The following is a 16,264-nucleotide window of genomic DNA, read 5'->3' as shown; positions in this document are numbered from 1 at the left end:
GCGCGTTCGCGCAGCAAGAACCGCTTGTGGTGCGAGCCTCAAGAGCTGAACGGCCTGGTCAACAGGCTGCCGCTGACCTGCCCCCGCGCGTTTGCGCAGGGCGCGGGTCTCGGCATGCGGTTCACGGGCCCCGACAAGACCATCGAACCGCTTCACACAACGAAGGAGGATTTGATGGCTCTAATCTTGAGGTTTCCCACCAAGAAGATCGAACCGGTCACCGTTCGCAGCGGGAGCAAGCACCGCATCAGCGTCGAAGTGCTCGATGATGTTCGGCCGCGACGCACGCGCTGGAGGGTTCAGTTCGAGATTCAGGAAGCGGCAGGGTTTGCTGCTTTGAAAGGCTTTACCGATCGCGCCGTAACCCAAGGCTATCGACATCGCTTCGAAGTCAGCAGCACGCGGGCGGTACGGCGCTTCGTGGCGGAAACCTCCGGCCTCGTGGCCGTCGGCCGGATCGCGATCTGGATCGACGGCTTGCGGGTGCAGCCACGGGTGGCTCGCAGCGCATAAAAATAGGCTGGGGCGAACCTCGTCGCCCCAGCCAGTGCTTCTACTCGGCGGCGAGCATGCGCGACTCGTCCGCTTGATCGGCCGGAGTTTCCTCGTCGTCCCCGGCGAGGAATTCCGGAAGCGCTTCGTCATCGCCCTCGGACTCCGCGGCGTCGCCGGGCGCCGCCTGGTCGGCATCGGCCATTCGCAGGGGCTCGGGCAGCCAGCCGGTCTCGGCCAGGAGGCGTTCGGCCTCCTTGGCCATGTCGCCCTTCTTCAGATGGTCGATGAGCTGGGCGGCCCGCTCGCCGGCACCCTCGCGCACCGCCTCGAGGATGCGGCGTTTCGGCACCCGGCCGAGATAGTTTTCGACGGTCGGTCGCCAACCGGACGCCACCATGTCGAGGTCGACGGCGAGGGCGATGCGATCGGCATCCGCGATCCGCTGCTCGACGGCGTGCGGGGTGGCGCCGCCGCCGTAGCGGTCGCCCTTCTCGTAGAGCGCGTTGACGCCGAATGAGGCGCAGTGCGCAAAGAGCGCCGCCTGCTCGTCGCCCGTCAGCCTGGTGAGCCAGTCCCAAAGACCGGCTTTGTCCTTGGGCAGGCGCTCCTCCCACGTCTTGTGGCGCGCGTCGATGGCCTTGGCCGCCGGTGTGTCCTTCAGGCCCTGCGCTTGCACGGGGAAGCTGACGCTGCGCACGGAGACCTCCATCGCCGTCCCAAAGGAGGAATAGCGGGAGAACACGTCCAGGCAGAATTTGTGCAGCACCGCCTGGAAAGCGACCGAAGGCGTGATCGCCAGCTTGTCGCGTAGCGCCAGCGTCCGCTCTGCCGTGAGCTCGGTCAGCAGGCGGTCCGGCAGCGGCTTCACCGCATCGTCGTCCTCGTCCTCGGGATCCGCGACCTGCCCGCCGATGGTGATGACGGCGCGCTGGACAACGGGCGCTGATGGTTCGTCGCCGTCCAGGGCCGCGGCATCGGGTTCGCTGCCCCTGCCCTGCTCTGGTTCGGACACGGGCACTTCATCCTCGGGTCGGACGTAGCCGCGATCAACCAAGAGCTTGCCTTCGGCGTCGATGCCGACGAACACGCCCGCGCGGGCGATGTCGGCGGGCTGATAGATGACGGGTCGATCGTTCAAAACAGCGAGAGCCGTCTCAATTTCGCCAAGTCGCTGGTCAACCTCGTCGGGAAGCTCATCCGCGCCGTCATGCTCGGCTTCGAGCTTGGCATATTCGGCTTTGAGCGCCTCGATGGCCGCCTGCTCTTCGGCGGTGAGATCGGCGGGTACGCCGTCCAGCTCGCGCAAGCCCCGAGTATGGCCGTAGGGGAAGTCGATCGCGAGCTGGATCCACTTCCAACCTTCGGCGGCGATTGTTTGCGCCTCTGCCTGCAGCTTCTCAGCGACCAGGCGGTCGAGCAGAGCGACGTCCTCGAGCCAGCCGCCGTCGTCGGACTGGAACAGGTCGCGCAGCACCACGCCACCGGCCGCCTCGTAGGCGTCGAGGCCAACAAACATGGCGCGACGATCAAAGGCGCGCACCGTCTTCTCCGTCAGCATGCGGCGGATCTGATAGGGCTCCTTCTGCCAAGCGCCGGAGATGGCCTGCCAGACCTGCTCCTGGCGTCCATGATCTGCGCTGACGGTGAAAGCCATCAACTGCTCGAGCGACATGCCGTCCTCGGCATAGGCGTCGAGCAGCGCGGGTGAGACCGAGGCCAGGCGCAAGCGCTGCTTCACGACGTTGACGGAGGTGAAGAAGGCAGCGGCGATGTCCTCCTCGGACTGCCCCTTCTCGCGCAAAGCCAGGAATGCCCGGAACTGGTCGAGCGGATGGAGTGGCGCGCGCTGAATATTCTCCGCAAGCGAGTCGTCTTCGGCGAGAATGGTGGTTGCCGGGTCGCGTACGACACAAGGCACCGGCGCGGTCTTGGCCAGGCGCTTCTGCTTTACCAGCAGCTCCAGCGCACGGTAGCGCCGTCCGCCGGCCGGGATCTCGAACATCCCGGTCTCGGTGCCCTCGGGGTTTAGGACCGGCCGGACATTGAGGCTTTGGAGCAGGGTACGCCGGGCGATGTCCTCGGCCAGCTCCTCGATGGAGATGCCGGCCTTCACGCGCCGGACGTTCGATTGGCTGAGTACCAGCTTATTGAAGGGAATGTCGCGCGAGGACGACAGGGTGATCTTCTGAACGACGTTAGCCATAGGTGATACTCCGCGACGGGCGGCCCAAAGACTCTCTTTGGTCCTCCAACCCGTCACGAAGCGCAGCGCGGCCCTCTTCCTCTCAAGGGCCGCGCCGCAAATGGACGATCAGTACGAACGGAAAGGCACGAAGCTGCCAGACACGCCGTTCCGTATCTCCGGCTTTCCGGGTATCAGCCTGCGCGATCGAGCAACTTCTTCGCGCGCGTCTCGAGATCGAGTCGTGCGTCCTGATGGGTCTTGCCGCGCGCAACCGCTGTGATGCCCTGCACGAAATCGAACACGCTTTCGGGCTTGCGCCCTTCCTCAGACAACACCCGTTCGATGATCCTCGCTGTCTCGGCCTTAGAGAACCCGCGCTTGCGCAGGAACTCGCTGCGGTCGTCGTCGGTGCGGGCGACGACCTTCTCCCGGGCCGCCTTGATGCCGTTGATGAAGGGCATCGGTGAGGAATTGGCAAAGCTGGCCAGCGCCGGCGCTGCCTCCTGGGCAAAGCGTGAGGCCGCGTATTTGGAGTGGCGGATGGTGATCTCCTCGAAATCTTCCACGCCCCATAAATTGCGGTTCTGGCAGACGGCGCGGAGATAGAAGCTCGCCATGCCGAGCGTCTTCGCGCCCACCTCGGAATTCCAGCAGTAGAATCCACGGAAGTAGAGATCGGGCGAACCGTCGGGAAGCCGCCCGGCCTCGATTGGGTTGAGGTCGTCGACCAGGAAGAGGAAAACGTCTCGATCGGAAGCGTAGAGGGTCGTTGTGTCCTGGGTGATGTCGACGCGCGGGTTATAGACGCCGGTTGTCCAGTTGAGGACACCCGGCACCTTCCAGCGCGTGTCGCCTGTGCCGTTGCCCGCGATGCGCTGAACGGCCGCCACAAGTTCGTCGTCAAAGATTCGCCCGTATTCGGGGCCCGTAACGGCGCGAAGCTCAACGCGACCGTCTTCGATCTCGAGCGTCTTCACCTGCTCGGCGGAATGGGAGGTCAGCCCGTACTGCAGATTGATGCCGGCCAGCGGTGCCGGAAGCTGCCGGAGGTAGGCCGCTGGCGCTCCGACCAGGCTGGCGAGTTGGCCGAAACTCCAGTGGGTCGGTGCAATCGGCGTGTCAGAGCCGGGCAAGATAAGAGACAACCGCTCCGGGTCGGTCCGGCTCGCCTCGACATGGATGAGCGCGGTTTCCACCACGCGCGTCCGGCTGCGCTCCGACCGACCGCGTACCGAGTCCGCCAGTTCGGAGAGCGAGAGGTAACGCTCGTCGGCCGGACGCGAAAACCACTCGGAGGAAACGCGGCCGATCCGGTCGCCGCGGCTGACATCCACCTTGTATCCGCCGCTCATGTCACGGCGGGCATCGAGAACCTTCATGTTCATGGGGTTAGACTCCATGACGGGCGCCGTGAGCCTCTCTCTCGGCACTCAACCCGTCACGGAAATCCCTTCCAAACTCTCACTCTGCGGGGGCGTTGCGGGGTCTCCCCGCAGAAGGGGTCGGCCGAGACCTCGGCTCGGCCGCAGGGGAAAGCTTTCCCCATAAAGGCACGTAGTTTCAAGGGAAGCGTCATTCACCTTTGGTTAGTCGCGGTGTATTGTCAGAAGCAAACAACTGGGGGCTACATGCGTGGAAGGTGAAGCAGAGCCGGCGGATTCGCCGGAGGCATTTCTTACGACATTGGGAGAAAGCCTGAAGCAAAGAGAAGGTGTCGATGCCGGCCTAGCGGAGATCCTGAAGACGTACATCCTGAAGGCGGCGCCCGCTCAGAACGCCGTCGCTCAGGCCAAGGATGCCATCCTGAAACTCGCAGGCGAACGTGCCAATCCTCCAAAACCGGAGGTGGCCAATGGCTGACCCTTACTTCCTCCAGTCCCTGGGACTTTCTGGATTCCGCGCGTATCTCCAACCAAAGACATTCGATTTCAGCAAGAAGCGTGGCCTAGCGATCTTCGCGCCGAATGGCAGCGGCAAGTCCAGTGTCATCGATGCGCTGGAATTCATGTTCTCCAAGGATGGCACACTCGAAAGGCTCGGGCAGCGCACTATCAACAACCAGGCCGGCCCCGTCGCAATGGCGCACAATCTGTCGGAGGAAGCGAAGATCGCTCCGGCGGTCACGATTGGCGTCGTTTCGGGCAAGGATGCCACCAACGGTAGCCGAGCGGCGGCGGGGGCGAAGCGACCGATACCGGCGGTGGCCGCGACTTTGAACGCCTGCTTCGCGGTGCCGCCGATCATCCGCGGGCATGCGCTGCGCACGTTCGTCGAAATCCATACGCCCGAACAGCGCTACACGGATGTCGCCAATTGGCTGCAGCTTGGCCCGCTGGTCGAGGTGCAGAAGAATATTCGCGCGCTGCGCACGCAGGTGAAGGCTGCCTCAGAGGACGGCACGGCACTACAGCGTGCAGACACCCAGCTTGCTCGGGAGACGGCCCAGGTGGTGAAAGCTTGGGATTCGGTGGAGATCCTCGCTTACGCCAACACGTCGGTCCTGGCCCCGCTCGACGCGGCGCTAGTGCTGGTGGCGCTGACGGCTGGTGATCCGGCCTATATCGAGCTGAAAGTGCGAGCCAAGGCCGAAGAGAACAAGATAGGGCTTGCAGGCCTGCGTCAGATCAGCAATGCGGCGGCCGCTTTGTGGTCGGAGGTAACGGACGCGGAGAGCGGCAAGACCGTCGTCAGCGGCGCGATTCCGACCTTTGATGCGGCCTTGGGGGCGCTGTCGGCCGCCGTCGCGGAGGAAGCGGAGGAGCGCGGCAAGGCGGCGAGCACCATGTTTCAGGCTTTGTGGAAAGCCGCAGAGCCGCTTTTCGCCGAAGGTGTACCGGCGCCTGCTGTATGCCCAGTCTGTGAAACGCCCGTAGCCGACACGGCGGCGGGCAGTGCCGGGGCCATCCGAGGACATATCGCCAAGCATCTGGAAGAGCTGGCCGATTATGCCGCCGCCAAGAAGGTGCTCGACACAGCCAAGACCGCGGCGACCAAAGCTCATACCCAATTGGTGGCGGCGTTACCGGGGCTTATTGGCCTCCTTGGCGACGATGAAGCGAAACTGAAAGCCAATCTCATCGCATATCAAACTGGCATCGCCGGCTGGCCTCAGGCTGCCGTGCCGGCCTCGGCCGATATCGTTACCTCGATCGCCAAGCTGCTCGCTATGCTCGATCAGGCCATCGTCGACATCGAGTCGAAGCAAGGCGACCACACCTATATCAAAGCCAAGACGAAGATCGATCGGCTGCTGGAGCTACAGAGCGAGCGGGACCTCGCCCTGCGGACGCGAACTCAGCTGGGGAAACTCTCTGACGCGTTGACGGCGCAGGCGACGATAATCTCGGCCGAGATCCGCAAGAAGGTGCAAGCTCTGCTCGACAAGCTTCAGAGGCCGATGAACGACATCTACAAGCGGATCCAGGGCGCGAGCGCCGCGTCAATCCGGTTGGAGCTGCCGGCGGAAGATGACACGAACCAACAGCGGCTCAACCTGCTGATCGATTTCGCCAAGAACCGCACGGGCGTGCAGCCGGGTGGCTATTTGAGCGACTCCCAGATCCATTCGGTGGCGCTGGCGTTGCGCATGGCGGCAATCAAGCAATTTAATGCAGGCGCGCCCATCATCGCGCTCGACGACATCGTTACCTCCTACGATGCGGATCATAGGCGCACCATTGCCGGACTCATCGCCACCATGTTCGGAGACTGCCAGATCCTGATCACCACGCACGACGAGCGGTTCTTCAATTATTTGAAGGATCAGCTCGAGGCGAAAGCGTGGCACTTCACCCGGATCATTGGCCTCGATCCGGCCTACGGGCCGCGTTTCGCTGATCACAAGGTCAGCGATGAGATGATCGAGGCGCGTTGGGCAGCGGGCCAGTCGGCGGCCAACGAGATGCGCCAGGCGGAGGAGGAGTGGCTTCTCGGCATCTGTCGGGATTTCGGGGTCAGCGTCCGCATCCGACCGCTGGAGAGGGCCTATTCCTACGAACGCAGCGAATTGGCCTCTGCGCTCGCCGGCCTGCTTAAGGATGCCAAGCTGGTGCCAGCGCTGGTGCCGGGCGTCAACAATCGCTTCCTCGACAGTTTGGTGAAGGGCGAGATCGAAAATTTCGGCAGCCACTTCCAGGACGGGCCCTATGGCGACGGTTCGATTGGTGACGAGAAAGCGCGCTGGGAGGAGTTTAAGACTTTCCGCAGCCAGTTTGCCTGCAAGAAGTGCAGTCGAACGAAATTCCAGCGACCCTTTACTCTCAAAAAGCCGGTATGTGCGCATAATGGCTGCGAGGCGCAGTTCGAGTTTGCGGCAGCACCAGCAGGGGCGGCTTGAATGGCGGGGCGTTCGAAACCCGTCGAGCTGGCGACACGCAGCTTCGAGAAGCAAGGCGACGCAACGGCGTTCTTCAAGGCCATGCTGAACCGCTACCAGCCCGGTGAGCGAGTGAGCGATGAGGATGGCCTCGACGTTGCCGCTCTTCTCGAACGCCACACCGAATATGTTGCCAAGGTGGGCTGTGGCGTCAGCCATTTTCAGGTCATGATGACCGAGCATGGGACGCAATGCTTCCGGATCATCCGCACCGACGGCAGCGGCACGGATTTCTCCTATCCGCACTGCATCTCCCAGCGACCACCCAGCCATAAGCAGGAGGTCGCCCAAGCCTTTCGACGTGCGGTGCGCTTCGATCTCTACAAGGCCCGCGATAACTTCTTCGCCATCCACAGCGGTTCTGACGGTCTGGTTTCTTGCGCCGTGACAGGCGAACGCATCGCGCGGGACGAGGCGCATATGGATCACCGTCCACCGATGACCTTCGAGGTCATCGTGAGGACGTTTCTTTGCGGGCGCGGGCTATCACTCGACGATGTGCCGCTCACGACAGGCAAGGATGATCAAGTCTCGCCTGAGGTGACGGATAATGCCCTGAGCGAGGCGTTTCGAGCCTACCACGCTGGGATTGCGCGGCTCGAATTCGTGCGGAATACGGTCAATCTGGCACAAGCCAGTCGGCATCGGCTGAAGGATGGCCGGATTACCCTGACAGGATAGCGACTGCCGGTCATGAGAGCTTCGCCGCGCGTTCCCGTCTCATCGGGCACTAAGAAAATATTAGGTCGGCGACCATGTCGTCGTCCGACACCTCTCGGTCAAGCTTCGAATAAGGACGGGGATGGCCGAGGATTCGGGCATTCCCAAGCCAACCACCTTGTGATAAAACCTCTGCTATATATTTCCAGATCAGAGGAAACGTCACACTCCATGCCGTCCACCAGCGCCCAGCGACTTCGTGCGCTCGACCTCCTGAAGACCCGAGGAATGCTCCGGCTGAAGGATTTCGTCGCCGAAGGCATCGGCCCGGAGACGCTTGCCCGTCTTGTTCGGGAGGAGGCAGTCGTCCGCCCAGCGCGTGGCCTCTATCAACTCCCCGACGCCCACCTCGAGGCTGCCCATACCCTCGCTGAGGCAGCAGTCCTGGTTCCAAAGGGTGTGGTCTGCCTTACCTCGGCCCTCCAATACCACGAACTGACGCTGCAGATGCCGTCGGCTGTATGGATGGCGATCGATCGCGCCGCCTGGCGACCCAAGATCGATTATCCACCTATCCGGTTCGTGCGATTCACCGGATCGGCGCTTACCGAAGGGGTCGAGCGTCACCGCATTGAGAATGTCGACGTTCCTATCACGGATCCGGCGAGGACAATTGTCGATTGCTTTCGCTACCGGACCAAGATCGGCCTTGACGTCGCGATGGAGGGTCTGCGCGAAGGCCTCCGCCGTCGCCGATGCAAGCCGGATCAACTCTGGCATTACGCACGCAAGGTGCGGGTCTGGTCGGTCATGAGTCCCTACGTCGAAGCAATGGTGTCCGATGGCGCGTGAGCCTCGCAACATCGGCGCATCAGTGCGAGCGCGGCTCCTCGATCGGGCACGTGCCGAGCGATCGGATTTCCAGATCCTCCTGACGCGATATGCGCTCGAGCGTCTGCTCTACCGGCTAAGCGCGTCGACGCACCGCGACCGCTTCATCCTCAAAGGTGCGATGCTCTTCGTGACCTGGATAGCCGATCCGTTTCGGCCTACGCGCGATCTGGATCTGCTTGGCCACGGCGACCGCGACTCCGAAGCCATTGCCGAAACCTTCCGGGCCATTTGTGCGCAGCCGGTTGTCGATGACGGTGTGACGTTTGATGTCGCAGCGCTGATGGCGACCCCGATTCGTGAGGAGCTGGAATATGGTGGCGTGCGGGTCCGCACAACGGCAACTATCGCCGGGGCGCGAATTCCGATCCAGGTCGACATCGGTTTCGGCGACGCCATTACACCCGCGGCCGTCGAGATCGACTATCCCACCCTGCTGGACGCCCCAACGCCGCACCTTCGCGCATATCCGGTCGAAACAGTGGTGGCTGAGAAATTCGAAGCGCTCGTGACGCTCGGCGTCGCCAACAGTCGGCTCAAGGACTTCTATGATCTCTGGGTAATCTCCCGAACATTCGAACTTCGCCGGGCCGCTGTTGCCGAGGCAATTCAGCGGACCTTCGAGCGTCGCGGAACGGTCCTCCCATCCGTTGTCCCGATCGGTCTGACCGATGAATTTGCGGAAGCATGGGCTGCTCAGTGGCACGCCTTCCTCGGGCGCGATCGGATGGCAGCCGCACCGAATGCTTTTGCCGTTACCGTCGCCGATCTCCGCCTCTTCTTGATGCCGCTGGTTGTCGGATCGAAAGAAGAACGAATTTGGCCGCCGAGCGGGCCATGGTCGCCGGGAGCAGCAATCGATGAGGCATAGCGGGATGATAATTTACTTCGTTCCGCATGGCGCGATTGATGGAGAAAAGAGCCGCGATCGCGGTTGGGGGAAGTATGGATAAGAAGCACTTTTATCGCGTAGGCAGTCACTCAGGCGCCTGGCACGATCTGCCCACTGACCCAGATGAACTAGACACCCTGACCAATAGTGCTCGAAAGCATATCGAGCCGTGGCTCTCTGCTGTCTTCCAAGCAGAGCACCTCAACCTGCTGCTCGGCAGCGGGTTCACCACAGCGGTTGGTTACCTGGCGGGCGTAGGGACCACAGGCATGGCCAAGGTTACATTTGGCACGTCATATGACGCCGCGATCGATGCGCACGCCCAGGCCGGAGCAACGGCGATGAAAAGAGGTGCGGCAAACATCGAAGATCAGTTTCGAAGTGCGCTTGCTCTGCTTGAGGGGCTGGGAGTCATCGACAAGGGAGCAGAACAAACCCTCAAGAAGGGCATCGACGCCCAGATGTCTGGCTTTCTCACTTCATTATTGAAGACGGAAAGCGGGATTGTTGCTGGAAAGGATCCCGCATCGAAAGATGCTGCCCAAGGTGCTCTGCAATCATTCCTGCTGAGTTTTGCGAGCCGCGCTGCATCTCGTGAACGTTTGCACATCTTCACAACAAACTACGACCGCCTGATCGAACATGGTTGCGATTTTGCAGGTCTTCGGATCATAGATAGATTCGTCGGTGCCCTGAACCCGGTCTTCCGAGCATCGCGCGTTGAAGTTGATGTCCACTACAATCCACCCGGCATTCGGGGAGAGCCGCGGTTCATGGAGGGCGTCATTCGCCTGACTAAGCTCCATGGTTCACTGGACTGGTTTTTTGATAAGGACGAACGGCGAATCTATCGCAAGGGCATCCCATTCGGAGCGCCTGCGGATCATACCGACATTCCCAAAGAACCCGTCGATACGGTCATGATCTACCCCAATCCTGCGAAGGACGTCGAAACAACGCAATATCCATATGCGGAGCTCTTTCGCGATTTTGCGGCCGCAGCTTGCCGACCTAACGTCGTTGTCGTGACCTACGGCTATGGGTTCGGCGACGATCATGTCAATCGAGTGCTGCTCGATATGCTCACGATCCCGTCGACCCATTTGGTGATTATGGCCTATTCGGCCGACGATCGCCTCAAAGCATTCGTAGAAAAGACGCGCAATGCGCAGGTCTCGTTGATGATCGGGCCTCATTTCTCTGACCTTCAAACACTAGTCGCAAACTATCTGCCAAAACCGGCGCTCGACTACATATCCGGCCGCATGACCGAACTGTTGAAGCATCGTCCGGGCGATCCGAAAGCCAGCGATCCGCCAGCGGTACCGCCTCCGGCGTCCTCAATTGGCGTGGCGTGAGGCGATCATGACGACTCCAATCGAACGTTTGTCAGGTCTTGTGGTAGGTGTGGTCGAGTCGGTCGCGCCTGATGAGGTTCGGGCGCTTCTCGAGCTGGATGCTCCGCACTCCACGGCATTGAATACCGGCGTACCGGCCGGGTTTCCACGTCTGAACGGATACGTACTTATCCCTAACGAAGCTGGAGCGACGGTTGCCTACATCACTTGGATTGGCATCGAGCGCTCTCCCTATCCGAAGCGCGCTGGGCTCAAAGATTTCGGCCTGATCGATCTGCCGTTTCCGCTTCGGAAAATGTCGCTATCCCCGGTCGGAACCCTCACCTTCCGGCGCGAACGCAGCTCGGGAACGACCAAATACGAACTCACCCGCGGCGTCGTCGCATTTCCATCGGTCGGGGATCAGGTCTTAATACCGACGTCGGCACAGATCGAAGCCATTGTCGGAGCGCGAGCCGACGACAAGAGAGTTAGAATTGGCTCGTCGCCAATGGCAGCAAATGCGGCGATCATGGTGGACCCAGATAAGTTGTTTGGGCGCCACCTCGCCGTCTTGGGCAACACCGGCAGTGGAAAGTCCTGCACGGTTGCCGGACTCATTCGGTGGTCGATGGAAGCAGCTAGCAAGGCAATTGGTGATTCGACCAAAATGCCGAACATGCGTTTCATCGTGTTAGATCCCAATGGTGAATATGCTCGGGCGTTTACCGATCTGCCCGATAGGGTGCGTGTCTTCAAGCCTGGAGACCAGCACAACCCACTAACACTGCCGGCGTGGATGTGGAACAGCCATGAATGGGGCGCAGTCACCCAAGCCCAGCCGGGAGCGCAGCGACCGCTGCTTATGCAAGCTCTGAGAAATTTGCGTGCAGGGCGAACACTCCGGGAGCCCATCCACGTTGGTATAGTAAGGCAAGTTCGTCTCTATCGGTCTCGCATTCTCGCATATATCGCCGATGGTACGGGCGCATCTTACACAGATTATGTTGGGCTGCTCGGCTGCTGCCAAGCGTACAAGAACCTATCGGAAGTGATGCGGGACTTTCATGGGCGTATCCCGGCCGCAGATTTGGCAAGCGCACATCTTGATACCTTGGCGACCGCCGCAAAGGCCTTCTTCGACGCACACGCGGTTTGGAATAATCAAAACCAACGCTTCTATTACAACGCGCCAAATGCCGCGGAATTTGGCGCTTTTCTTCCGTTATTTGATCTTATCGAGCAGGCTCTGCCACCGGTAGCGGCTGAAGAAGAAATCAGCGAAGACGCTCCCTCGCCATTTGATGTTCGGAAAATTGCCGACCATGTCGAAGCCCTTTCGGCAGACACTTCAGCAAACCCGAACGTCGCGAACTTTATTGCTACACTAACATTGCGAATACGCTCAATGCTGGCCGATCGGCAGCTCGCGCAAGTGATAGCGCCCGAGAACCCGCCGACTCTCGAGAATTGGCTCTCGGGCTTGCTCGGAATGTCTAACGCTGAAAACGGTCAAGTTGCGATTGTGGATCTGTCGCTGGTACCCTCGGAAACCACTCACATCGTAATTGCCGTCCTCGCGAGACTGGTTTTTGAGGCATCTCAGAGATATCGAAAGCAACATGCTCAGGGCAAGGCACTTCCAACGGTTTTAGTGCTTGAAGAGGCGCACACGTTCGTGCGCGGCGGGGGTGGTGGGGATGACGCAAATATTGTTTCAGCATCCCGGCTCTGCCGCGAAGCGTTCGAGCGGATCGCTCGCGAAGGTCGAAAATTTGGATTGGGCTTAGTCCTGTCGTCGCAGCGACCGTCGGAGCTTTCTCCAACGGTTCTCGCGCAGTGCAACACATTTCTGTTGCATCGAATCGTCAACGATTCCGACCAGAACCTCGTAGCCCGTCTTGTCCCAGACAACGTCGGGGGACTGCTGCGCGAACTGCCGAGTCTTCCGTCCCGCCAGGCGGTTCTCTTGGGCTGGGCAGCGCCGATCCCGGTGCTAGTTGAGGTCGATGAATTGCCCGATGCGCAGCGACCGCAGTCGGCGGACCCGGATTTCTGGAAGGTGTGGACGCTGACCGAGGAGCGTGGCGTCGGTTGGGGCGCAATCTCTGAAGAATGGTCGGGCGCTCCTCCGGTGCAAGATCCGGCGGAATAAAGACAATGATCCGTATCCTTCACACGGCTGATTGGCATATCGGTCAAACTCTACGCGGGTTCTCTCGGGAGCACGAGCACCGCAGGGTGTTCGAGCGGCTCGAAGAGATCGTTGTGGAGCGGGATGTCGATGCCCTCGTCATCGCCGGCGACGTGTTTGACAGCCAAAACCCCTCCGGGGAAGCGCAACAGCTCTTCTACAATACGCTCGTGCGGCTCAGCCGCGCGCATCCGCGCATGGCTATGGTGATCGCTGCTGGCAACCATGATGCAGCTGGTCGGTTGGAAGCGCCGCGGCCTCTGTTGGAGACATTCAACATCCGTGTCGTGGGCAATGTGCGGCGGCGCGAAGGGCGAGTCGAGGCGGCCCGTCATCTCGTTCCCATCGCTGATGCAAGCGGTTCGGTAGCTGCTCATGTGCTTGCAGTCTCCTACCCAACCGCAGCCTGCCTTCCGAATTTGACGCGGCTCGATGGTGAAGTAGGCTCGCCCGTCATCGCTGGCGTGCGGAGCCTCTATGCCGAATTGGTCGACACGTTACGGGGACCTATGGATGGTCTACCGTTCGTCCTGACGGGACACCTCCATGTTGCGGGCGGCATTGAGTCGGAAGGCGCGGAGCGCAGAATTCTAGTTGGTGGCCAGCATGCTGTGCCGCACGACGTGTTCCCGGCGGAAGCGAGCTACGTGGCGCTTGGCCACTTGCATAAGGCTCAGGCCATCGGTCGTGATACCGTCCGCTATTCTGGTTCACTGATCCCCTTGTCGGCGACGGAGATGCCTTACGCGCACGGGGTCACTCTTGTGAGCCTCGACGGAACAACGGTTCTATCCGAACATATCCCGATCGACCGGCCAGTTGCCTTCGTCCGCCTTCCTGAGGCGGAAGATATGCGCTTGAGCGAACTTGGTGATCATCTGACGGCAATGAACCTCTCATCGGACCTGCCGCTTCATGAACAGCCATTCGTCCAGATCAGGCTTGCCAGAGAAGGGTTATCGCCCGGGTTCAGAGAGGAGGTCGACCGCATTGCGGAGAGCTTTCCGGCGCGCATCGTCGACACCCGTGTCGCGGCAATACCCGAGGCGTCAAACGACGTGACTTCCGCCGATCCTATGATCCGCCTTGCGGAAAGAGATCCGGAGGATCTGTTCAAGCTCGCATTTGAGCGCACCTTCGGCGTAGCCCCGGATGCCACGCATCTCGATGTCTTCCACCGCGCACAGGCGGAGACATAGCCATGCGGATCTTGGTTATCCGCGGCGAGAATCTGGCAAGTCTTGGTGCTCCTTTCGAGATCGATCTTGCCGCAGAACCTCTTGCAGGTTCCGGCCTCTTTGCCATCACTGGCGAGACCGGCGCCGGAAAATCGACCATCCTCGACGCGCTCTGCCTCGCGCTCTATGGCGAGTATCCACGAGTCTCCGTCGGTCGACGGGAGAATGCGCCCGATCCCAGTGGGGAGGCGATTTCAATTCATGATGGCCGGGCGATCCTGCGCCGAGACGCCGGCAGCGGATATGCCGAGGTGGATTTCGTTGGGCAGGACGGCGAGCGCTATCGCGTCCGCTGGGAGGCCAATCGGGCTCGAGGGCGTGCAAATGGGCGGCTGCAGAATGAGCAGCGTTCGTTGTATCGACTCGACGACGGCAGCGCGGTGGCGACTGGTAAGACTCAGGTCCGTGAGGCGGTGGAGAGGAGAACCGACCTCACATTCGACCAGTTCCGGCGAACGGTGCTCCTCGCACAGGGCGAGTTCGACGCTTTCCTGCTCGCCGCCGAGAGCGAGCGCGCAGAATTGCTGGAGAAGATCACCGGTACTGAAATCTACGCAGCGATCTCGGTCCGCGTTCACGATGGAACGGACGCACGACGAAGAATTGTCGAGCAATTGGAGCGGCGTCGAGACGACATCGGGCTTCTTGATGACGAAGCCAGGCAGGCGCTGCTGGACGAGCAGAGGCAGCTTGCTTCAACCATTGCACAGAAAGGCGCGGAGCGCGATCAACACAGCGGGCGGTTAGATCATTTCAAGCGCGTCGCCGCCGCCCGCAGCGACCTCGCACGGGCTGAGGCTCAAGCGGTCGCAGCGCACGCGGCGCGCGAGGCAGCCGCTGATGAGTATCAATCTCTTGCCGAACTCGATCTTGTCGAGCCGCTTCGTTCCCTAGCAGGCGACTTGCAAAATGCACGGCGGACGGCAGCGGAGGCCCAAACCCGCCTCGACGGTTTGCTTGTTGCACGCGAGGAAGCGCAGAAACTACACTCGGACTCTACAACGCAACTGGCGGACGCGATAACCGCCAACGCAGCGGCAGAACAGGTCCTCAAGAATTTTGGTCCCCTTTGGAGCGAAGCCGAAAGGCTCGACACTGAGCTGGCGGCAGCTCGGACTGAGTTTATTGATACGCTGGAAAAATCACAGCAGGCGGAAGCGACACTGCGCGAGAAGGCCGATGCGCTGGCAACGATTGATGAGACTCTCGGTCGAACATCAGAATCGTACCGCACCACTGCGGCGCAATTAAACAGCCGATCGGATCGCGTTCTTCTTGCTGATCGTCTTGGCGATGCGATGGACTTGTTAGCGAAGCGAGGAGCGCTCCAACAGGAGCACGCTGCAGCCAGGCAGGCGGCCGCTGCAACGGAAGAAACAGCTACGCTGTCGCAAAATGAAATAACTGCGCTGCTGGAGAAGCTCACCCAGGATCGCGAGCGAAAGGATGGCTTAAGTCGTGAAATCGGTGATCGTAGAGCCAGTCTCGCCGGCATCGATGAGGCGACGCTCCACGAACGAGACATCGACCTGCAACGCGCGCTCGAGGCTCTGCGCGAGGCTAGTACCGTCTCCGACCAGTATACTCGGGCATCGGCAGATCTAGCACGACGAGCATCGGAACACACGCTGGCGGCGCAGGCGGTAAGTACAGCAAAAGGGCAGATCGTTGAAGCTGAAGCGGACCAGCTCCGCGATCGGACCGCGCGTACGGAAATTGTTCCGATCGCAGAGCTCGCCGACGAGGCGGTCTCATCTGAGGCCATTCATCTGCGCAGCCTGCTGGCTCCAAATTTGGCCTGCCCGGTGTGCGGCAGCACCGACCATCCCCATCTTGCGCATCCAAGCGCGCTGAACGAAATAGCTGCTAGCATTACAGTTGCATCTTCCTGAAGGTTCTGAATCCATGGGCGACCATGATTCGGGATCTGATGATTGGTGGCGCGTCAGTTGAAGATACGCTGACGCTGTGGGCTTCGGCGTTGCGAGATATCAAGC

The 16,264-nt window shown here is 61.0% G+C and carries 12 protein-coding genes; 10 read left to right on the top strand and 2 right to left on the bottom strand.

Annotated elements, in window-relative coordinates:
• The first annotated feature begins 24 nt into the window (after window positions 1–24).
• A complete protein-coding gene (locus I6F33_RS30300) occupies window positions 25–513 on the top strand; it encodes a hypothetical protein (protein ID WP_225143667.1) in 489 nt (162 codons plus the stop codon).
• A 40-nt stretch (window positions 514–553) separates the two neighbouring features.
• On the opposite strand, the gene I6F33_RS30295 is transcribed toward I6F33_RS30300, so the two are convergent.
• Both I6F33_RS30295 and I6F33_RS30290 read right to left on the bottom strand, forming a co-directional pair.
• Complete coding sequence (locus I6F33_RS30295) at window positions 554–2,698, bottom strand: ParB/RepB/Spo0J family partition protein (RefSeq protein ID WP_225143663.1); 2,145 nt, start codon at window positions 2,696–2,698, stop codon at window positions 554–556.
• A 173-nt stretch (window positions 2,699–2,871) separates the two neighbouring features.
• Window positions 2,872–4,065, bottom strand: coding sequence for a DUF932 domain-containing protein (locus tag I6F33_RS30290; protein ID WP_225143660.1), 1,194 nt, complete (start codon window positions 4,063–4,065; stop codon window positions 2,872–2,874).
• Between the two features lie 247 nt (window positions 4,066–4,312).
• Between I6F33_RS30290 and I6F33_RS30285 the strand changes: the two genes are divergently transcribed.
• From I6F33_RS30285 to I6F33_RS30245, 9 genes are all read left to right on the top strand, one after another.
• Window positions 4,313–4,540, top strand: coding sequence for a hypothetical protein (locus tag I6F33_RS30285; protein WP_225143658.1), 228 nt, complete (start codon window positions 4,313–4,315; stop codon window positions 4,538–4,540).
• Window positions 4,533–7,016: an AAA family ATPase gene (locus I6F33_RS30280; RefSeq protein WP_225144985.1), complete on the top strand. Its 2,484-nt coding sequence runs from the start codon at window positions 4,533–4,535 to the stop codon at window positions 7,014–7,016. Before I6F33_RS30285 ends, I6F33_RS30280 begins: the two co-directional genes overlap by 8 nt.
• Window positions 7,017–7,736 (top strand): DCL family protein, encoded by a 720-nt coding sequence (locus tag I6F33_RS30275; protein WP_225143655.1) that lies wholly within the window; start codon window positions 7,017–7,019, stop codon window positions 7,734–7,736.
• A 210-nt stretch (window positions 7,737–7,946) separates the two neighbouring features.
• The gene (locus tag I6F33_RS30270; protein WP_225143653.1) at window positions 7,947–8,567 is read left to right on the top strand and encodes a type IV toxin-antitoxin system AbiEi family antitoxin domain-containing protein; all 621 of its coding nucleotides are present in this window, start codon (window positions 7,947–7,949) and stop codon (window positions 8,565–8,567) included.
• Complete coding sequence (locus tag I6F33_RS30265; protein ID WP_225143651.1) at window positions 8,557–9,477, top strand: nucleotidyl transferase AbiEii/AbiGii toxin family protein; 921 nt, start codon at window positions 8,557–8,559, stop codon at window positions 9,475–9,477. Before I6F33_RS30270 ends, I6F33_RS30265 begins: the two co-directional genes overlap by 11 nt.
• A 74-nt stretch (window positions 9,478–9,551) precedes the next feature.
• Window positions 9,552–10,856: an SIR2 family protein gene (locus tag I6F33_RS30260; protein WP_225143649.1), complete on the top strand. Its 1,305-nt coding sequence runs from the start codon at window positions 9,552–9,554 to the stop codon at window positions 10,854–10,856.
• 7 nt (window positions 10,857–10,863) lie between these two features.
• Window positions 10,864–12,990 carry an ATP-binding protein gene (locus I6F33_RS30255; protein ID WP_225143647.1) on the top strand — a complete coding sequence of 709 codons (2,127 nt, stop codon included), beginning with the start codon at window positions 10,864–10,866 and terminating at the stop codon, window positions 12,988–12,990.
• A 5-nt stretch (window positions 12,991–12,995) separates the two neighbouring features.
• Complete coding sequence (locus I6F33_RS30250; RefSeq protein ID WP_225143645.1) at window positions 12,996–14,228, top strand: exonuclease SbcCD subunit D; 1,233 nt, start codon at window positions 12,996–12,998, stop codon at window positions 14,226–14,228.
• Window positions 14,229–14,230: 2 nt separating this feature from the next.
• Window positions 14,231–16,159 (top strand): AAA family ATPase, encoded by a 1,929-nt coding sequence (locus I6F33_RS30245; protein WP_225143643.1) that lies wholly within the window; start codon window positions 14,231–14,233, stop codon window positions 16,157–16,159.
• Window positions 16,160–16,264: the final 105 nt, after the last annotated feature.

The sequence above is a fragment of the Bradyrhizobium sp. BRP20 genome (genome assembly GCF_020194215.1).
GTDB lineage: Bacteria > Pseudomonadota > Alphaproteobacteria > Rhizobiales > Xanthobacteraceae > Bradyrhizobium > Bradyrhizobium yuanmingense.
This window is presented reverse-complemented; position numbering and strand designations above follow the sequence as displayed.